The sequence below is a fragment of the Tumebacillus sp. BK434 genome (assembly GCF_004340785.1).
In the GTDB taxonomy this organism is placed as follows: domain Bacteria; phylum Bacillota; class Bacilli; order Tumebacillales; family Tumebacillaceae; genus Tumebacillus_A.
In genome coordinates, this window is sequence record NZ_SLXS01000001.1 from 845,682 (window position 1) to 864,435 (window position 18,754).

16 protein-coding genes are annotated in these 18,754 nt (G+C 58.1%); 3 read left to right on the forward strand and 13 right to left on the reverse strand.

Annotation, left to right across the window (positions count from 1 at the left end; genetic code table 11):
- The 9 genes from EV586_RS02640 to EV586_RS02680 all read right to left on the reverse strand — a co-directional run bounded on the left by EV586_RS02640 (nucleotide 1) and on the right by EV586_RS02680 (nucleotide 9,267).
- The gene (locus tag EV586_RS02640) at nucleotides 1-921 is read right to left on the reverse strand and encodes an RluA family pseudouridine synthase (protein ID WP_132943516.1); all 921 of its coding nucleotides are present in this window, start codon (nucleotides 919-921) and stop codon (nucleotides 1-3) included.
- 7 nt (nucleotides 922-928) lie between these two features.
- Nucleotides 929-2,497 (reverse strand): exopolysaccharide Pel transporter PelG, encoded by a 1,569-nt coding sequence (gene pelG, locus EV586_RS02645; RefSeq protein ID WP_132943517.1) that lies wholly within the window; start codon nucleotides 2,495-2,497, stop codon nucleotides 929-931.
- Nucleotides 2,497-3,903 (reverse strand): GT4 family glycosyltransferase PelF, encoded by a 1,407-nt coding sequence (pelF, locus tag EV586_RS02650; protein WP_165898186.1) that lies wholly within the window; start codon nucleotides 3,901-3,903, stop codon nucleotides 2,497-2,499. The genes pelG and pelF overlap by 1 nt, the downstream gene beginning before the upstream one ends.
- Nucleotides 3,900-5,765, reverse strand: coding sequence for a DUF2194 domain-containing protein (locus EV586_RS02655; protein ID WP_132943519.1), 1,866 nt, complete (start codon nucleotides 5,763-5,765; stop codon nucleotides 3,900-3,902). Before EV586_RS02655 ends, pelF begins: the two co-directional genes overlap by 4 nt.
- The gene (locus EV586_RS02660) at nucleotides 5,762-6,802 is read right to left on the reverse strand and encodes a tetratricopeptide repeat protein (protein ID WP_132943520.1); all 1,041 of its coding nucleotides are present in this window, start codon (nucleotides 6,800-6,802) and stop codon (nucleotides 5,762-5,764) included. The genes EV586_RS02655 and EV586_RS02660 overlap by 4 nt, the downstream gene beginning before the upstream one ends.
- A complete protein-coding gene (locus tag EV586_RS02665) occupies nucleotides 6,802-8,097 on the reverse strand; it encodes a GAF domain-containing protein (protein ID WP_132943521.1) in 1,296 nt (431 codons plus the stop codon). The genes EV586_RS02660 and EV586_RS02665 overlap by 1 nt, the downstream gene beginning before the upstream one ends.
- Before the next feature lie 96 nt (nucleotides 8,098-8,193).
- Nucleotides 8,194-8,385 carry a hypothetical protein gene (locus tag EV586_RS02670; protein WP_132943522.1) on the reverse strand — a complete coding sequence of 64 codons (192 nt, stop codon included), beginning with the start codon at nucleotides 8,383-8,385 and terminating at the stop codon, nucleotides 8,194-8,196.
- Nucleotides 8,382-8,816 (reverse strand): OsmC family protein, encoded by a 435-nt coding sequence (locus EV586_RS02675; RefSeq protein ID WP_243652900.1) that lies wholly within the window; start codon nucleotides 8,814-8,816, stop codon nucleotides 8,382-8,384. Before EV586_RS02675 ends, EV586_RS02670 begins: the two co-directional genes overlap by 4 nt.
- Nucleotides 8,800-9,267: a hypothetical protein gene (locus tag EV586_RS02680; RefSeq protein ID WP_132943524.1), complete on the reverse strand. Its 468-nt coding sequence runs from the start codon at nucleotides 9,265-9,267 to the stop codon at nucleotides 8,800-8,802. The genes EV586_RS02675 and EV586_RS02680 overlap by 17 nt, the downstream gene beginning before the upstream one ends.
- A gap of 106 nt (nucleotides 9,268-9,373) precedes the next feature.
- On the opposite strand from EV586_RS02680, the gene EV586_RS02685 reads away from it, so the two are divergent.
- Nucleotides 9,374-9,757: a hypothetical protein gene (locus tag EV586_RS02685; RefSeq protein ID WP_132943525.1), complete on the forward strand. Its 384-nt coding sequence runs from the start codon at nucleotides 9,374-9,376 to the stop codon at nucleotides 9,755-9,757.
- Between the two features lie 36 nt (nucleotides 9,758-9,793).
- On the opposite strand, the gene EV586_RS02690 is transcribed toward EV586_RS02685, so the two are convergent.
- A complete protein-coding gene (locus tag EV586_RS02690; protein ID WP_132943526.1) occupies nucleotides 9,794-14,377 on the reverse strand; it encodes a diguanylate cyclase in 4,584 nt (1,527 codons plus the stop codon).
- Nucleotides 14,378-14,613: 236 nt separating this feature from the next.
- On the opposite strand from EV586_RS02690, the gene EV586_RS02695 reads away from it, so the two are divergent.
- Complete coding sequence (locus EV586_RS02695; RefSeq protein WP_132943527.1) at nucleotides 14,614-14,952, forward strand: c-type cytochrome; 339 nt, start codon at nucleotides 14,614-14,616, stop codon at nucleotides 14,950-14,952.
- Between the two features lie 439 nt (nucleotides 14,953-15,391).
- Here the strand turns inward: EV586_RS02695 and EV586_RS02700 are convergent, their stop codons facing one another.
- The gene (locus EV586_RS02700) at nucleotides 15,392-16,165 is read right to left on the reverse strand and encodes a CheR family methyltransferase (protein WP_132943855.1); all 774 of its coding nucleotides are present in this window, start codon (nucleotides 16,163-16,165) and stop codon (nucleotides 15,392-15,394) included.
- A 107-nt stretch (nucleotides 16,166-16,272) separates the two neighbouring features.
- On the opposite strand from EV586_RS02700, the gene EV586_RS02705 reads away from it, so the two are divergent.
- Entirely contained in the window at nucleotides 16,273-17,169 is an 897-nt protein-coding gene (locus tag EV586_RS02705; RefSeq protein WP_165898187.1) for a patatin-like phospholipase family protein, read from the forward strand.
- Between the two features lie 75 nt (nucleotides 17,170-17,244).
- Here the strand turns inward: EV586_RS02705 and ndk are convergent, their stop codons facing one another.
- On the reverse strand, nucleotides 17,245-17,691 hold the full coding sequence (gene ndk, locus EV586_RS02710) for a nucleoside-diphosphate kinase (protein WP_132943529.1): 447 nt from the start codon (nucleotides 17,689-17,691) through the stop codon (nucleotides 17,245-17,247).
- Nucleotides 17,692-17,782: 91 nt separating this feature from the next.
- Nucleotides 17,783-18,748: a polyprenyl synthetase family protein gene (locus tag EV586_RS02715; protein WP_132943530.1), complete on the reverse strand. Its 966-nt coding sequence runs from the start codon at nucleotides 18,746-18,748 to the stop codon at nucleotides 17,783-17,785.
- Nucleotides 18,749-18,754 lie beyond the last annotated feature (6 nt).

Consider the following 18,754-nt stretch of genomic DNA (forward strand, 5'->3'; position numbering starts at 1 on the left):
TCACTCCTTTCCCTCATCCGCCTGGCGCAGTTTCTCCACCAGACGGGTCATCTCCTCAGGCAGCGGGGATTCAAAACGCAGTGGCTCCCCGCTTCTCGGATGCACGAAGCCAAGCAGCTTGGCATGCAGCGCCTGCCGCTCAATCCAAGCGGCATCGTCTGTCGTGCCGTACATCGCATCCCCAAACAAAGGATGCCCGATATGCTTCATATGCACGCGTATTTGGTGCGTCCGCCCGGAATGCAGCTTGAGATCGACCTGCGTCCCTGCAACAAAACGCTCCGTCACCCGATATTCCGTGCTCGCGGGCTGGCCGTCCTCCCGCACCACGCGCACTCGAAAATCTTCGTCGCTGCGCCCAATCGGGCCGACAACCAACCCTTCCTCCAAGTCCAGCCGCCCGTGCACGACCGCCGTGTACGCCCGCTCGATCGTGCGCGCCATCATCTGCTGGCTCAAAAACTGATGCGCATGATGATTTTTGGCGATCACGATCAGCCCCGACGTCCACTGGTCGATGCGGTGCACCGGGCGAAAGCGGGCGACGACGCCCCGCTGTTTCCAATCGTACACAACCCCGTTGGCCAGCGTGCCTGTCCAATGACCCGACGTCGGGTGCACGATCAGCCCGGCGCGCTTGTCGACGACCAGCACGTCTTCATCTTCATAACAAGTTGCAAAAGGGATCGGCTCCGGCAAAATATCGACCGACTCTTCCGCCGGCAGCAGCAGGCGCAGATGATCGCCTTCCGCCACCCGCCAGGAGGTCCAGATCGGTTCGCCGTTTAACAGCACCCCTTGTCCTTCGGTCAGCTTGCGGATGACTTTGCGCGACATCTTGAGCTGCTTTTGCAGCACATCTTTGATCTTGCGCCCTGCCAGCTCCTCGCCGATCGTCAAGGAGTACAATTCGTCTTTCATGGAACGGCTACTCCTCCTTTTCCTGCTTGCGGTTGTGCTTTTTGCTTCGCGGCGGCAGTTTCATCTCCGGGTACCATTTATTCTCTTCTTCTTCCCGCTGCTTAAACCGCTCCGCTTCCTCCGCATCGAGCACCGGATAGCCCAGGCGCTGCTGACGGCGGTTCGCCGTCGCCGCCGGAGGCAGCCAGCGCTTGCGCACCCCGTTTGGATCGTAAAACGCATAGAACAACAGCCGATCGAGCTGGCGGTTTAGCATCCACAGCGTGACGAGCAGCATCAGCACCGAGCCGAGCAGATAGCCGGCACCCGGCGACCAGTTGTACTCGGTCGCGATCTCGCCGCCGAGGAGCAGCGACAACATGGCGATCCCGGCCGCCCACATCGCCTGTTTGCGCGCGTCGAAATACAACAGCAGCAAAAACGCCGTGATCCAGACCATATGCGGCACCGAGCCGATGATCGTCCACTGGAAGATGTCGATCACGTCCGGATAGATCTGTTTAACCTGCTGGGCGAACACCCAGGCCAGCAGCGCCACAAACGCTTGGATCTTCATCATCCGCAGCAAGGACGCTTTGGTCTCCAGCCGCAGCTCCTCTTCGAACATGCGGACGGGAGCCAACGTGTCGCCGCTTTCGATCGCATCATAAAAACGCCGGAATACTTTGTAGAAATCGGTCTCGATATTCACCGAAAACAGCGTAAACGCCGGAATCAGCGCCAAAAACGTCCAGAACTTCGCCAGATCATACCCAGGCGACAACAGGTAGCTGCCGCCGACGATCAAGCTGTGCTCCGACAGCCAATACATCCCGTTGTCGATCCACAAGGTCATCGCGTAACAGAAGCCGATTCCGATCAACTCCGGGTAGCGCTTGAATTGCGGCTTGACCTCATACACCGCCGGAGTCTGGCCTGGGAAGTCGCGCACGACGACGCTGCCCAGCCAGAAAAACGCCACGCCTTGCCCGAGCGTAAACATCGCCATGACGACCGTTTCATTCGCCTGCAGTCCGTTCAGCTTCATATATACGCCGTAGATCAGCACCATCACGCCAAGCGAGGCCAGACCAAACAAAAAGCCGCGGGCGATGTCCCAATACGCTTTTGCAGCCGACAGCAGAATCATGATCAGCCCGAGCTGTGTCAGGATCACCGTCAAGAGCACCGTCCAGACCTTGTAGGCGACCGGAAGTGGTAAAAACCACTGAATCCCCGTCCCGATCAGAGTCGCCGCCAGCCCCGTGTACAGATACACGCCGGTAAAGCCGCTGAGCAGACGTTCCGGCGCTTCCACATAGAGCGCATCGGCCAGATAGCGAGTCAAAAAGAACTGCGCCGTCGTCGAGATCAGATTGGACGTGATCATCGCATAGGTAATCGTCGCGAAAAACAGATCGCGCTGCGCGTTTTGCAAGCCGAACGCCTTGCTCCACGACAAGAGCAAAAACAATGCGATCAGCGTCAGGAGCCACGGCCCGGCCGCCACAAAAGCGGCCGCGCCGTACACTTTCCACTTGCCGGAGCGTCCGGCGTCACCGATCGCCTTGCGCAGCGTAAAACCAATGCCCGCCATTACGACATCACCGCCTCATCGTACAGCTTGCGATACTCGCGCATCACCTGGCGCAGCGTGTAAAAGCGCTGCACGCGCTCCCGGCCGATCCGCCCCATCTCGCGGCGCAGCTCCGGGCCGTTCGCCAGCTTGAGCAGCGCCGCCCCCGTGTCATCGGGCGTCATCAGCTTGGTGACATACCCGCAGTCACCGAGCGTATCGCCGTCGTAGCCTTCGATCAGCTCGCGGCAGGCGCCGACATCTGTGGCGACGACCGGCAATCCTGCCGCCATCGCTTCCAGCATCACGAGCGGTTGCCCTTCGGAGATCGACGTCAGCAGAATGCAATCCAACTGCGACAAGTACTGCAAGATATTGACCGGCCCCGTCCAGATCACCGCCGAGGCGATGCCGAGCGAGTCGATCAAGGCCAGACATTCTGCATAATACTCCTTGTCCTCATCTTGCGGCCCGATCAGCATCAGCTTGGCGTCCGGCTTCTGGCGCAGCACGACCGCCATCGCGCGGAGCAGCGTTTTGACGTCTTTGATCGGCACCACCCGCAAGATCGCGCCGACCGTAAACGGGCGGTCTGGCGTCGGGGAGATGTCTGCAAACAAGTCGGGATTGACCCCGTTTGGGATCAGACGCATCTTCTCCCGCTCCACGCCGTAATGCAGCTGCGCCTTCTGGTTGCCTTGCGACAGCGTGGTCACAAACTTCGCGCGTTCATATCCGGTCAGGCCGACGCGGGCGAAAAAGCGGTTCCACCAGCTCTTCAGCGGCATCGACACCCAGTCGGCGCGCACGATCTCCTCTTCGCGTTCCCGCGTGTAGATGCCGTGCTCCGTGATGATCAGCGGCAGTCCGGTCAGCCGGTTCATCACCGCGCCGTACCAGCCGGCATAGCCGGTCGAAGCTGCGTGCATCAACTGCCCCGGCGGCAGCGGCGCGCGCAAAAGGCGCAGCATCGGCAGCCACATCGACCGCCAGTTCCAGACGAAGTCGACCAGCGCAGGCGCGTTCGGCAATTCACGATACACTTCCAGCGTTACGTCCCAGGCCCATCTTTCCTCCAGGATCGCTTCCACCGTCGGCGTGTGCCGCTTCGAGCGCACGGTGAGCAAAGTTTCCCGGCTCGGCAGTTCGCCCGTCTTGAAAAAGTGGCGCATCTCTTCGCGGTGCCGCTTCTTCCAGCGCCACAGCCCGCCGCTCACTTCGTCCTGCTCATGCAGATAGATCTCCTGCACCCCGCTGACGTTTGGCGGCAGCTCATATTTGTATTTCGCATCGGGCTGGCGGGTAGCACCGATATAGACGATAGAAAATTCGCAGTCGGAGAGCGTCCGGATCAGCTGGTGCGTCCAAGACGAAACGCCGCCCTGCACATACGGATAGGTACCTTCCAGCAGCAAGGTTACTTTCACTTTGCCACCTCCAGCACCAGTTTCGGCTCGGTCGCTTCCACCCACAGCAGGCCGTACTCCTCATTGCGCGCCAGAATCTCGCCGCCGGAGACTGCCTGCCAGGCAAACGGATCGTTCACATGAACTTCCAGCACCATCGGTCCTTGCAGCGGCGATAGATAGGCGGTCAAGCGATCCTGCTCCGAGCGGTCGAATTGCACCTGTGTCGCATGGTACATCCGCAGCTTGTCGGACAGCTCGGTCGCCGTCAGCGGCTGCAGCCATTGGAAGCGCGAGTTCACGTCCCCGACCAGTTTGGCATAATCATCGCGCAGCTCGAGCCAGGTCTTGCCTTTGTTGCGGTCACCATGAAACACGTCGTCCGGGTGGTTGAAGTGCGAGACGATGCCGAGGTTGGCGATCGCGCTGTACAGGTCGAACTTCTCATCGTCGGTCAGCGAATAACCATAGGTGACCCGCGGCGTGCCCATGATCTGCGGAATGTCCGGGTCGGCCAAGAATTCCTGTGAGAACTCGCCGCCCTTGCCCGGTGTCGCGTACAGCGCCGAGATCGTCTTTAGCTCCGGGAAAGCATTGTACAGCTGCATCTTCCCTTCGCGGCTGAGCACGTTGGACGGCGGAATGTACATCGTCGGCAGCGGGGCTTTGATCTCCTGCTGCCAGAGCTTGCGCGCCGTCAGCAAAGCCGCGAGCATCTCCTGCTCCGACGGCCACGGTTTGTAGCCGTACAGCTGCTTTTCATAGTCGGTATAGCTCTTGCGCAGCGACAGGTGATTGTAGCCGTGCAGGCCGAGCTCACCGCCGCTTTTGACCAGCTCTACCTCGAGGTCGAACAGGTTCTCCTGCCCGTTTTCCACATACTCGAACGGCCCCTTGACCTGATCGTTGTACATGAAGATCACGCCTGCCGAGTACCGGATGCCGTATTTCTTGGCGATCTCCTGCATGTCCGGGTCCCAGCGCTTCAGCCTGAACATGTAGTCGGACATGCCGGTCGTATTGCCGGGCGAGACCAGACCGTACGCAGGCGACGGGAAATCGTCGATGAACCAGACTTGCGCCCCGACAGACGCTTTGGCACCGCCTTGCGCTTTTAGCATCGTCTGGATGAACGCGCCGCGCATCGGGGTCTCCTGCAGCGCGGTGGTGTTCCAGTAGATCACTTTGCCTGCCCCGCGCTCGATCACCCAGAGATAGGGCACGCTCCCCTCATCGTCCGACTCTGCCCAGACCACCGCGTCATCCTCCAGCGCCGGTTGCAGCGTGAGCGATGACGATGTGAGCTTGTCGCCGCTCAGCGTCACTTCCGACAGCCCGGGATAGATGTTCGTCTCAGCCCAATGCAATCCGATCGGCGGTTGCACCGCAAACTTCGGCGTCCCTTCGATTCCGAAAAAGGGGTTCAGCGGCGAGCGGGGGCTGCGCAGTGCGTTGATCAGCAGGCCGCCCTGCTCGGTCACATATTTTTGCAGCAGGTCCTGATGGGGCAGTTCTTCCTGCCGCTCTCCGACGATCACCACCGCGCCTTGCTGATAGCGGGCGAGCGGCGTGTTCAGCTTCTTGTATTCGGCAAATGACATCACATCATAAGGAAGCTTGGCGTAGCGCAGCGCCATCGACAGGTTGTCAACTGTCGCCAACACTTCCGGGATGTCGCCTCTTTCATGGTACAAGATCAGATAGCGCTGATGCGGCGCATCGGGAAACTCCGTGCGCTTGACTTCGTCAAACGTCAGCAGCGGCTCAAAGCGCCGGTCATCGGCCACCCATTCCTGCACGCGGGGTGGCACGGTCACCGCCACGACCGTCAACAGCACCGTATAAATGGCGATGCGAAAAAGGGGCAGCTTGCGTTTTCTCATGCCTGTTCCTCTCCCCCTTTCCACAGCTGGATCAAACCGCGCACCGCTTCCGGCAGGTTCTGCCCGTCAGACACCCGCTCAGCCAACTCCGCCAAGCGCTGCTGATCGTTGCGTTCAAAGGCGATCTGCATCAACACGCCAATCGCGCGGTCAGCATGCGCGCCGCCGCTTTTTTCATACCACAGGACGGCCAGTTGCTCCGCCTCGTCATAGCGGCCGAGTTGGAACAGAGTCTGCGCCTGCTCCACCCCGGCCGTCGGCTGATCGGGCTCCAGGCGCAGCGACTGGTCCAGGACGGCCAGCCGCTTGTCCAGATAAAAGCGGGACAGCTCCGCCCCGGCGATCCCTTCCTCGATGATCTGCCCGTACTCGCCGGCGAGCTGGTTCCAGAGCTCTACATCATCCGGCTTGTACTCCAGCTCGCTCTCCAGCTTGCGGATTTGCAGCGAATGCACCGCTTCAGCGCGAGAAAGCAACGAGGCTCCGTAGTAGCGCACTTCCGGGTCAGCATCATCGAGCGCCTTGCGCACGACCGGCACCTGAATGCCCGACTGCATCGACTGCGCCTGCAAGAGCACACTTTTTTTGCGCTGCGGATCGCCGCCTTCCAGCACGTCGATCATCGGCACGACATCCAAGACACCGCCCCAGTCGATCGGCGAGCGGTACACGTCTTGCGCCACCGGCACGTCCTGCCAGGCGCCTTGCACCTTTGTCACCCGCGTCGACCAATAAGCTGCCATCAAACCGCCGATTCCCGGCATCAAAAAGCAGGTCAGCGCCGTCAGCGCTTGCCGGGAGCTCCACGGGCGCAGCGAAGAGATCGGCTGCGCGAAGTGTGCGAACAGCAAAGCCAGCCCGCCGCGCACGAGGAGCAGCCAGACAGCCCCTTGCAAAGCCAGGATAAACAACACGACATCCAGCACGCCAAACAGGGCAAACAGCACGATGGAGCGCTGATGACGAGCGTCGCTCCCCCGCTCTTTGCCTGTTTGCTTGCTGTATTTCACCTTGCGGGACTGAAGTTCTGCTTTCATCAGGCTTCTACCCGCATTTCCGTTCGAATTTCACACTCGTTGTGCAAGACGCGCGTGTCGAGCACTTGGAAGTCATCGCTCGCCAGCCGCTCCCAGACCCGCTGCGCCACCCCGCTCGCATCCTGATGATCAAGGGTCGGGAACAGCAACATCAGCCGATTGCTCTCCGGCTCCCACGTCGCCATGTCGAACGTGCGCATCTTGCCGCGCAGCAGCTCGCTCAGCGCGCCGGGCACGTCTTCATCGCGCAGCACGGTGTGCAGCGTCGCTTCGAGGATCGTGTACGGGATGCCGTAGCGGACATAGCGGTCATGCTCCAGCCCGCACTGCTCATGAAAATACGGCGCGCGCAGGAAGCGCGAATTCGGATAGGTCGCGTCATTCAGCAGCGCCGCTTCAAAGGCGGTCGCCCGCTCCAGCGACGCGGAGGCCCATTTGGCCAGCACTTCGAGCAGTTGCGTCGTGTCGGCCGTCACTTTGGCGAGCGGCAGACGGTGGATGGCGATCAAAGCGTAGGTGCGATTCTGCCGGAAGATCGGCACCATGTAGATCGGTGCCGGGCGCTCCGTGGCATCTTTGAACGTCAGCACTTTGCCCTGCTCGATCGCCTTTTTGACCAGTTCGTGCGTGTCGATCGTCACCGAGTTCGACCACGTCGGCTGCCCGACGCGCACGGCGAGGCGTGCAAAGCGGTTGCTCTCTTCCACGCGGTAGATGCTCGCCTGCTCGACTTGCAGCAGGTCTTCCAGCACGCCGAGCAGCTCGGTCAAGATCTTTTCAACCGACAGCACGTTCAAGCTCTGGGCGATCTGATACAGGCGTGTCATCGTCGCCGTCTGCCCGAGCACCCGCCCCTGCAATTCGAACAGGGCCGTTTCCGCCTGCTGCAGGCGGCTTCGCGCTTCGCTCGCTTCCTGTTGCATCAGCGACGCCTGATCGCGCAGTCGCTGCATCCGGCGCTCCAGCGTCGTGCGCAGCTCCCCGAACACGTAGCCTGCGACCAACAGAAACATCGGAGTCAGATAGTGAGACGGGTCGGCGATGATAAACGTCCACAGCGCGTTGAAGGGGAACGCGGTTGTCGTGGTAAGCATCGCCAAATACAGCACCGAGGAGAGCAGTCCCGAAAACAGCCCGATCACAGGACCGGCCACCCATGCACCGTAGATCACCAAGAGAAAAAACGGAGAGGGGTTCACATTTAACAATGTCGAAGCGGGGAAAAAGCCAACGATAAGTCCTAACCCGATAATTACTTCGAGGAGTCCTGTCAGCTTCCGACGAAACGATATCATCTTTTGACCTCCTGAAGTCAATGCCTTTATCTCAACTGACGCTTTTCTCTGCTGTTAGTCAGAAGCACCCTGCCTATGACGGCGAGGGTGCTCGCATTACCAAACTTTGCGGTTGCCGTCCGGACGCTTGTCCCGGCGGACGATGGTGTTCGGCGCATCGTGATGCTGCCATTCAAAATGATCGCGGGTCTGCTCGCGGCGCGCGTCGTCCATCAGACGTCCGCAGCGGGAACAGCGGTTGTTGGTGACATGGTTCTCTTCATAGCAGTCGGTGCATTTGATAATCATTGCTTGCCTCCCATTTCATAGCGCTCTCCGTTCAGTTCATAGGAGGCCGTCAAGGTCGCGTTTAGCGACGCAGAAGCGGAGCAGTACTTCTCGTTGGAGAGCACGATCGCCCGCTCGACTTTGTCCGGGGTCAGATCCGGACCTTTCAGAATGTAATGGATATGTATGTCGGTGAAGCGCTGCGGCATTTCCTCCGCTCTCGTCCCGGACAGCTCCATGCGGAACTCTTCCAGCGTGAGACGGCCCTTTTCCAAGATCATCGCCACGTCGATGCCCGAGCAGCCGCCCAGACCCATCAAGAGCAGTTCCATCGGGCGCGCGCCGGTATCCTCGCCGCCGACATCCGCCTTTGCGTCCATCGTGATATGATGGCCGGAATTGCCCACCGCATCAAATTTGCGTTTGCCCTTCCAGTCAATGCTTACGTTCACTGTGCTCCATCCTTTCCATTGCGGGATGGGGCCATGCCCCAATACTTTCCTCTTCCAATTGTACAGCACCGCCCGCATTTTGGGAACGTTCTTTCATGATCTCGTCCACAAGCCAGAGGTCGAGGTGCACCCGTCCCTTTTGCCGGAAGTGATGGTTGATCGACCAGACGATGACGAGGATCGACGCGACCGCCACGATCATCCAGCGCAGCGAATCGTGTGGAAAATACTTGTTGACCTGCGCGCCGAAGATCAGAAAGACGATCGGCATCGTCGACGCGAGCAGCGGAATGTTGCCGAGCATGTGCCGGCGGCGGTTCAGCTCCGCACGGATCAGCCAGAGCTCCTTCTTGCTCTTCGCCCGGTAATAGTGGCACAGTTCCTTCACGATCCCCTCATGCGCCCGGAAATAGCCGTCCAAGACTTTGGGTCTCGTCTCCGTGCTTTTCAAGTCGCCTCGCTCTCCTTCCCGAGTTGCCCGTAGTCGTTAGTCTATACGTTCCCATCTTTTTCATGTACGATAAGGTCTGTATTTTCTCATTCGGGAGGTTCTGCTGTTGTCTGTGTTTTTGATTGTCATTTCCTACCTCTTGCTCCTGCTCTCCATCCTTTCGCTGTGGCAAACTTTCAAGCACAAGCCGGAGGGCTACTTTCGCCAGTTGGAGGAAGCCGGATTTGCGAACGTCACGCGCCAGATGATGTACGGTCTCTCCGGTCTGTTCCTGCTCTATGTGCTGACCGTGATGAACCACGTGCGCCCGCTGACTTGGTTTGGCGTGCTGACCATTGCGGAAACGCTGTTTTTTGTGCTTGCGATGCGCGGTGACTTGCAGAGCGGCTTGGCCGTCCGCTGGTACCGCCATAGCATCGGGATGTACGTGTCGAGCCTGCTGAACGTCCTGTTCCCGCTCGCCGCGCTCTATTTCCTCCAGTTTTCATAAAAAGACCGTCCGGCCGGAGCCGGGCGGTCTTTTGCGTTAGAGGTCAAAATCATCATGCGGAAGTTCCCAATAGCAGACGACGCGGTCTTTGCCAAAACGCTTGGCAAACGTCTCCGCCTGATCCGCTTTGTCAAACAGGTCGGTCGCATCTTGCGGCTGGTCCATATCATACGAGGAGACACCGATCGAGGCGGTGATCTGATAGCGGTCGCCTTCGATCGGAATGTTGCGCAGGTTGTTCAGCACCCGCTCTGCGACGATGCGCGCCGCCGTGCCGTTCGTATTCGGCAGGATGACGATCAGTTCTTCCCCGCCGAAGCGCCCGACGATGTCGACATTGCGCACCGAGCGCTGCAAAGTCTTCGCCACCGTGCGCAAGGCGCGGTCCCCTTCGTTGTGCCCGAAGCGGTTGTTGATCGACGAGAAATTGTCGAGGTCGATCATCAGGAAGGAGAGGTCGATGCCGTAGCGCTTGACTTTGCTGAACTCTTCGGTCAGTCGCTTCATGAAGTAATTGCGCTGGTACAGGCCGGTCAGGTTGTCGGTGATCATCACTTCGTACATGATCGCGTTCTCGACGTTGGACGAGACCAGTTGTGCAAACGAGTTGATGAAGCGTTTGTCGCGCAGGGAGAACGGTGTTTGCAGGCTCAGTTTTTCCAGCACCATCACCGCGATCACCTGCTGGTCATGCGAGAACACCGGCAGGCCGTAGAGGTACGACGTGCGCCCTTCAGACTCCATCGCCTTCTCCTGTCCAACGACGCTCGCGATCATCTCGTCAACTTCCAGATTGGTCGTCGGCACCGCTTGTAGCTGCTCGTTCAGATGGATCAATTCCACCCGCTCCGGCGCCAGTTTCACCAACAGGTGAATGTTGTCGAAGAGCAGGTTCTCGAAGATGACGGCGGCGAGGTTCTCACAGACCGTCTTCACCATGATCGAGGAAGAGACGCGGCGGATCGCGTCGAGCAGAATCTCATTGTCGGTCAGCGTGTCGATCAGCTCTTGGCGCTCCTCGACCATCCGGCTCGACCAGGTGCGCAGCTTCGAACCGTTCGCTTCGACTCTGTGCACCAGCCGCGGCGCCGCTTCGATGACGACATTCTTCATCTCGTCGATCGCTTCGTTCGCCTGCGAGACCAGCTCCTGGTTGGTCTGGCGCATCAGCTGGTCGATCTTCCCGAGACGCGCCTGCTGGTTGAGCTTGCGATAGCCCATCAGCGCGCGCTTGTAGTTGAGGTTGGCTTCTACAAACTGGCGCGTCTGCTGGTACAAGCGGCCGAGGTAGTAATGCGCCTGAGCCAGATACCCGATGTAGCCGGTGTTGTGGATCAGTTTTTGCACCGCCAGCGCCGCTTGCAGGCCTTCTTCATTCCGGCCCGACTCCCGGCAGGCCACAGTCAGCATCAGATAGCGCTCGATCCGCACTTCGGTCGCCACATCCTGCTCCTGCACCAGTTGTCTAAACTCGGAGATGATCTCCTCGTAGCGCTCATGCATCAGGTAGTAGCTTCCGCGCAGCAATTGATGCTCCTCGCCAAAATCACGGCTTTGGCAGATCTGTTCGACCATCGGCCACATCCGCTCGCAGCGCTTCCGCTTGCCGAGGGCGAGCGATGTGCGGAAGCGGTAGAGGAAGGCGTGGTCGCGCATCAGTTTGCGCCCTTGCTTCTTCGCCGTCTTGATCAGCGTGTCGATGACGCGGTCCGCCTTTTCGAACTCTTCGATGAACAGGAAGTGTTCGATCTCATTGCACAAGAGCGCCGTATCTTCGCCCGAGAATACCGCCTGGCAGGTCTCGCGGGCTTTCTCGATATAGCGCTGCGCATGGTACATGTCGCCCAGCAAGCGGTAGATCTCGACGAGGTTGATGTAGGCGATCGCCTCTTTCATCCGGTTGCCGAGGTCGGCCGCGAGGTTGGCCGATTGCAGGTAATAGTCTTTCGCCCGCAGCGGATCGGTCTTCTGGAAGCCGATCGCCATGCAGTTGTAGATGCCGATCAGCGCCTGGCGGTTGTTCGCATGCTCCGCCAGCGAGGCCGCTTCGTGCAGGTAATGCGAACTTTCCTCAAACGACACGCCCGGCACGCTCATCAAGAGCACCTGCAGGTTGTAAAGCCAGGACACGTAGTGGCGGCTCTTCAGCGTTTCGCGCAGGCGCTGCCCGTGCTCCTGCTGATAGCGCTCCATGGCGTGGATGTGCTCGTAGTCGCCGTCCGCCTCCAGGTAATACATGGCGATGGCGACCATCGCATAGAGCTTGTCCTGCTCGGAGACGTGGTCGGTCTGAATCTGCTCTTCCAGATACGCCAAGTGCGGCTTGATCGCCTGGAAGTTCCCCATGTTGACATAGACCAGCAGCAAGGAGATCAGCACGTGCGTCGATCCGGTGCGCTCGTACAGCGCGGTCATCACCCCGGTCGCATCGTCGAGCAGCCCGAGCAGGCGCAAGATGCGCGCGCGGAACGTGATCAGGGAATTCGGGCATTTGCGCAGCGGAACGTGCTCATACAGCTCGATCGCCTTTTTGATCTGCAGATCCGCTTCCGCAAACAAACCGCGGCGGTACCAGCGGCGTCCCCCGATAATGTTCAGGTAGATCGCCTGCTCCCACTCGTGCCCCGCTTCGAAGTGGTACGCCACTTCCATATAGGACGTGGAACCGACGTCGAGCAGGCAGGCCGCGAGCGTGCGGTGCATCTGCAAGCGCTTCTCCGGCGAAATCGTCTGGAAGATGTGGTCTTTGATGTTGTTCGAAGTAAAGCCGTACAAGTTGTGCATCTGCCAGACCAAGCCCTGCTCCTCCAGTTGGCGCAGCACCGGCAGCAAGTCTTGCGGCTTGTCGTAGCCGCAGGCTCTGGCCGCCGCTTCGACGATCATCGAGCCTTTGAACAGCGACAGCACCTGGCAGACCTCTTTGGCGTGCGGCGGCAGCGACTGCAGGCGGAAGAGAATCAACGATTCCATCCCTTGCGGAATCTCGAACTTCTCCACCGATTCCGGCACCATGTGCCAGACATAGCGCTCCTGATAGATCTGCTTGGTGTCGGCAAGATATTCGATCAGCTGGAACACCTGCTCCAGCGACCCCCGGCCGTGATAGTTCAGCCACTGGATAAACTCATCGCTCAGGAAATCGGCGCTGCCAAAGCGCGAGCGCACCGCCTCCCGCATCATGTCGAGCGGCAGCGGCTCCAGATGCAGATGCTCTTGGAACAGCGCCGTCAGCTGCGGTTGCGGCGCATCGGTCACACCGACAAACCCGAGGGCCAGCGTCTCTTGCCCGAGCAGCTTTTTGAAAAATTGCAGCGATTCCGCGTCGAGCAGGTGCGCATCGTACAGTTCGAACACCATCGGTTCGCCGTAGGTCTCTAAAATTTCTGAGAAAAAGTCGAACAGCAAGTTCTCCGGCTCCTGATGCTTCGGCAGCGCCATCGGCTCGGCGGTGAGCATATCGCGATACTCGAACGCCACGCGCGGCAACACGCCGCTGAGCAGGTTCACGTACACGCGCCCCAGGCGCTCCAGCTTCGGCACGGCAAAGCAGAGCAGGAACAGCTTCATGACGAGCAGTTCCACGGCGCCAAACGGCGTTTCCCGGACGGTCGCCGAAATGACGGACACGTTGTGCATATAGCGCCCGGAGACTTCATAGATCAGGCGCTTGCGGCCGACACCGGTCTGGCCGGTGATCAGCATCGAATTGCGGGTGAACTGCATCATCCGCTCATAGAAGTTGGACAAGGTCTCCACTTCCTGCTCGCGGCCGGTAAACTCCGCCGAGAACAGGTATTGCGATCCGTACGTTGGCAGGTCCGCCTTGCAGCCCCCGTCGTGGCTGCCCAAGGTGCGCGTCAGTTCGTCGATGATCTGGCCGACCCACTGAAAGCGTTTGCTTGGCTTGCGGTTGATCATCTTCAGCACCAGGCGGTCGAGGTGCGGCGGTACGTGTTCGTTATAGCGCGACGGCGGGTGCAGCGCACCATCGCCATCTGCCGTAAACGGGAAGTTCCCGGTCAGCACGAGATAAAACAGCACGCCGAGGTTGTAGATGTCGGTCCGCGCATCGAGCGGGCTCATCGTCATCGTCTCCGGCGCAAAATACTGCAGCGCATCGTCCGGCCCGCAGGCGTTGTACAGCGACAACGGCGCATCGGTCAGCATCGTCAACAGGCGCACCGAACCGTCCGGCTGCACCAGCACGTAATCGGGCGCGATCCCGCCGTGCCACATCGTCCGTCCATGCAGCTCGGCAATCGCCGTGCACAGTTCCTTGAGCACCTCGAGCACCGCCGTCAGCGGCTTGCCTTCCGCATAGGAAAGCAGCGTCTGTTCCCCTTCCTGCCAATCATAGACGACATAGCTTGCGCCTTCTGCGGAGAAGACGTCGCGCACCCGTGCCATCGGGAGACCTGCTTCCTGAAACAAACGGGCGCGCAGCGCGATCTGGTCATGACCAAGGAAAGACACCACATGAGGTGCCAGGCGCACGAGCTGAACTTTTTCATTTGTCGATTGATCCCAACCTGCCAAGTGCTCCCCAAAATAGGGGTTCGCGCCGATTTGCTCCACGATGGCAAAGCGGCCGTTCACCTTCGTCTGCAGGGTCTCCGTCATGGAACGTCACATCCATTCTGCCGATACAGTTCTTCTAGATTAATCTTAACACAAAAATTAATCAAAGTCATAGATCGAGATAGGAAGTTTATAGATTCTGGGCGAATTTGCAACGTAAATCGCGCACACAGCCAAAAAAGTGTACGTTTTTGGACACAAGTTTCCAAAAAATCAAGTGTGTGTATTTTCATATGGTCATGGTAAAATGGTTGATGTAGAAGAAAGGAGTGTGAACTATGAGCTTACGTGGTATCGGTATCGTACTTGTTCTGTTCGTATTGGGCGTCGCCTTCAGCGGCTTCGCATCTTATTCCGCAGACACCTTCCAGCACAAGGAAGAAAAAGCAATTGACGCTGAAAAGCTCGTGATGCAAAACTGCGCTTCTTGCCATGGCAAGGACCTGAAGGGCACCGATCTGGCTCCGAGCCTGCACGAAAAAGGTCAGAAGCTGTCCGCTGAAACGATCCAACAGATCATCACTGATGGTGTTTCGCCGAACATGCCGGGCGGCCTCCTGAAAGACCATAAAGAAATTAGTGCAGTAGCCAATTACATTACCAATCTCGACAAATAAGCGAACAATAGGATTCTTGCGCACTGCGCACGAATCCTTTTTGTTTGACTGTGCACGCAAGCCGCTCAAGATGGGAAAAAGGACTGCCCGCAAGGGTCAGTCCTTTTTCTTGACGTCAGTAGCTGCATCTGGAGTCTATATGGTAGCTCGTCTAAGCTTGGTGCAATATTTTTAAGATATGCCTCCCAGGCCCCGTTTTTTTGGTGGGGCTCTCTGCGCGATTTGGCTAAAACTAAATCAGATTAAACTCAATATGACTCAGATTTGAAAACCAATCGCTATTCCTATTTCATTCTAAGTCGAAATTCTTTGAAAGTAAATAGGAAATCTGCAGGATTTCTAAAATTATTGGATGTAAATTACACGACAGGATTCGGGGAGTTTCGACACTCAAAAGAGGTCGTAGGACACCCTCCCTCTCACATAGGGTATAGAGGCACTATTGACGCTGATAGAAGAAAGTGTCGTAAGTCGTAAATCGAAAAGACTGCGGGTTAAATATCTGTTCCGTACTGCCTACAAACAGCACGCCGCCGGGACGCAGCGCATTTGAAAATTTATGATACAAAATGTCTTTGGCGTCTTCGGTGAAGTAGATGATCACGTTGCGGCAGACGATCAGATCAAAATCGGAGTCGAACGGATCTTCGAGCAAGTTGTGTTTCTTGAAAGTCACACATTTTTTGACGTCATCCGACACGGCAAACAGGTGGTGCGGTGTCTTCGTGAAATATTTTCGCTTATACTCTTCCGGCACAAAGTGCAGGGAGCGTTCCGAGTACAGGCCCTGTTTGGCCTTGCTCAGAGCATTTTCATCAAGGTCGGTGGCGAGAATCTGGATGTCGGACAGCGGCATGAATTTGCTGAGCAGCATGACCAGCGTGTACGGCTCCTCTCCGGTCGAGCAGGCGGCGCTCCAGATTTTCAAGCGGCGTTTGCCGGCCAACATCTCCGGGACCACCCGGTCGCGCACCACGTCCCAGCGGTTCGGGTTGCGGAAGAACTCCGACACGTTGATCGTCATGCGGTCGAGAAACTCGGCGAACATCTTGTCGTCTTTCTTCAGCCCGTCAAAATAGGACATAAAATCACGAAAGCCCCGCTTGTCACGCAGCGCAGTCAAGCGCCGCTGCATCTGGGGACGTTTATATTTGCGTAAGTCGATCCTCGTGTATTTGAAGATGCTTTCCATAAACAGATCAAAATCATCAATCGGCAAAGCGGGTACCTCCTTAGTTCCATCTGATGCCACGCTTACCTATTCGTCCAGCAAAGTCGAAAGTCCTGCCTCCATCCGCTTGCCGCAAGGGAGGAATTTGCATGAAACTGGGCTTGGCATTAAGCGGTGGCACGTTGCGCGGCTCGGCGCACATCGGGGTGCTGGAGGCGCTCTGGGAAGCGGGCATCCGGCCGGACATGATCGCCGGCACCTCCGCCGGGTCGGTCATCGCCTCCCTGTATGCGAACGGTCTTCCTCCGGCCACGCTGCGCAAGATCGCCTTGAGCCTGAAAGGGCGCGAGCTGATCGACTGGACGACGAGCGCGTTCGACATTATCAAACTGCTCGCCCTGCTGCCGCTGCAATACCTCGGACTGACCAAAGACTGGACCCGGCTCCTGCCGCAGGGCTTGATCCGCGGCGCCAATTTCGAGCGCTTCCTCAACCAGCTGTTCACCCTCCCTCCCACCCATCCGAAAATCCCGTTGTTCATCACCGCTGTTGACATCGTCACCGCCGAAACGATCATCTTCACCGAGCCCCTGTTCGCGAGAAGCTACGAGCTCGGCGGCTGGATCTATCAGCCGATGCGCGACAAAGGCGCCTGTGTCCGCGCCTCCTGCTCCCTGCCCGGCCTCTTTACGCCGCGCGTGATCGACGGGCGCTCGCTCGTCGACGGCGCGGTGCGCATGAACATCCCGGCCGAAGTGCTCGTGCAGGCCGGCTGTGACAAAGTGATCGTTGTCGACCTGCATGACACGGAAATGAAAAACGTCACCGTGCCCCCGAAAACGTTTCTTGATGTGTTTATGCGCGGCGTGGACATCATGCAAAACGAGATCATCTCCCTCCAACTGTTCGATGAAAACGTGTTTGCCCTGCAACCGGTGATCAAAAACGTCACCTTCACCTCATTTGACAAGATCAGCTACTGCATCGAGCAGGGCCGCCAAGCGACGCTGGAAAAAATGGCGGAACTAAAAGCGTATCTTCAATAAAAAAGAAAATCAAACAGCAAAAGCAAATCAAAAAGCCCGCCTCCATCAGGAAGCGGGCTTTTGCTGTTCAGCCGATTAGATCCACTTGTTGATCGCTTTGTCGTAGGACAAAGTCTCGCCGCCGAACCACAGGTTGATTTCGCGCTGTGCGTTCTCCGGGGAGTCGGAGCCGTGGATGATGTTCATGCCAACGGAGATCGCGAAGTCGTTGCGGATGGTGCCCGGTGCTGCGGAAGCCGGGTTGGTTGCGCCCATCATCGCACGAGCGGTGGAGATCACGTTTTCACCTTCCCAGATCATGCCGAATACCGGGGAGGAAGTGATGAAGTCAACCAGTTCGCCAAAGAACGGCTTGTCGGAGAGTTCAGCGTAGTGGGACTCTGCCAGTTCGCGCGGAACTTGGATCAGTTTCGCGTTGACGAGCTTGAAGCCTTTGTTTTCAAAACGGGAAACGATTTCACCGATCAGACCGCGTTGTACGCCGTCCGGTTTTACCATGAGGAAAGTTTGTTCAACTGCCATTGGTTAAGACAACTCCTTTATGTACGCATTTCTTTACAATCCTTGTCCATTTTACCAAGGTGGAAGCCGATACGCAAGCGAACGCGATCAATTAATGATCGCGTTCGTTGATGAAATGAGCGATGCCTTCCAGCTTTGAGCGGGCGTCCTTGTCCGGAAGCTGCTGCAGAGCGTGCAAGCATTTCTCCATATAGCGGTCGGCCATCCGACGGGCATATTCGATGCCGCCCGAGGCCTTGACGATCTTCACCGCTTCTTCCACTTCCGCCGCTGTCATGTCGCGGCCGATCAACTGGCGCAGACGCAGTGCATCGCGCGAATTTTGCAGCGCAAACAGCACAGGAAGCGTCAAATTGCCTTGGCGAAGGTCGGAGCCGACCGGCTTGCCAAGCTTTTTCGGAGTCGAGGTCAGGTCGAGAATGTCATCGATGATCTGAAACGCCATCCCGGCATAGTAGCCGTAGCGCTCCAAGAGCCGCACTTCACGCGGCGTACATTCGGCGACCATGGCGCCCAAGGTGCAGGAGATCGACAGCAGGAGCGCCGTCTTGCGCTTGATGCGGCGCAGATAGGTGCGCAAGGTCTGCTCCTTGTTGTAGAAATCGCGAATCTGCTCGATCTCCCCTTCACACATGGCGACGATCGACTCCGAAAGAAGTTGATGGATTCGAACATCCGAGAACTCGGCGAGCATGACGAGCGCCCGAGCAAAGATGTAGTCGCCGGTGTACATCGCCATCCGGTCGCCCCATTCCGACTTGACGGTGGGCGTGCCGCGCCGCGTGGCGGCATCGTCGATCACGTCATCGTGAACGAGAGAGGCCATGTGAATCAGCTCAAGCGCGGCGGCGACCCGGGTCAGCTGGGCGGCATCATAGCGGCCAAACTTCCCGGCGAGCAAGACGAAGATAGGACGAATCCGCTTCCCGCCTGCTTTCAACAGATGAGAAGATGCTTTCTTCAGGTTGTACTGGGAAGTGTGCACCTCGTCAAGAAGCCGACGCTCCACCATGTCAAGATCCGATTTGAGCGAAAAATAGATGTCCATCAACTTCATTCAAAA

Excerpts from the sequence above, each read along its gene's own strand:
- ndk (WP_132943529.1), bottom strand. The coding sequence starts at position 17,691 with ATGGCAGTTGAACAAACTTTCCTCATGGTAAAACCGGACGGCGTACAA.
- EV586_RS02705 (WP_165898187.1), top strand. The coding sequence starts at position 16,273 with ATGAAACTGGGCTTGGCATTAAGCGGTGGCACGTTGCGCGGCTCGGCG.
- EV586_RS02665 (WP_132943521.1), bottom strand. The coding sequence starts at position 8,097 with ATGATATCGTTTCGTCGGAAGCTGACAGGACTCCTCGAAGTAATTATC.
- EV586_RS02640 (WP_132943516.1), bottom strand. The coding sequence starts at position 921 with ATGAAAGACGAATTGTACTCCTTGACGATCGGCGAGGAGCTGGCAGGG.
- pelG (WP_132943517.1), bottom strand. The coding sequence starts at position 2,497 with ATGGCGGGCATTGGTTTTACGCTGCGCAAGGCGATCGGTGACGCCGGA.
- EV586_RS02690 (WP_132943526.1), bottom strand. The coding sequence starts at position 14,377 with ATGACGGAGACCCTGCAGACGAAGGTGAACGGCCGCTTTGCCATCGTG.
- EV586_RS02655 (WP_132943519.1), bottom strand. The coding sequence starts at position 5,765 with ATGAGAAAACGCAAGCTGCCCCTTTTTCGCATCGCCATTTATACGGTG.
- EV586_RS02660 (WP_132943520.1), bottom strand. The coding sequence starts at position 6,802 with ATGAAAGCAGAACTTCAGTCCCGCAAGGTGAAATACAGCAAGCAAACA.
- EV586_RS02695 (WP_132943527.1), top strand. The coding sequence starts at position 14,614 with ATGAGCTTACGTGGTATCGGTATCGTACTTGTTCTGTTCGTATTGGGC.
- EV586_RS02670 (WP_132943522.1), bottom strand. The coding sequence starts at position 8,385 with ATGATTATCAAATGCACCGACTGCTATGAAGAGAACCATGTCACCAAC.
- EV586_RS02715 (WP_132943530.1), bottom strand. The coding sequence starts at position 18,748 with ATGAAGTTGATGGACATCTATTTTTCGCTCAAATCGGATCTTGACATG.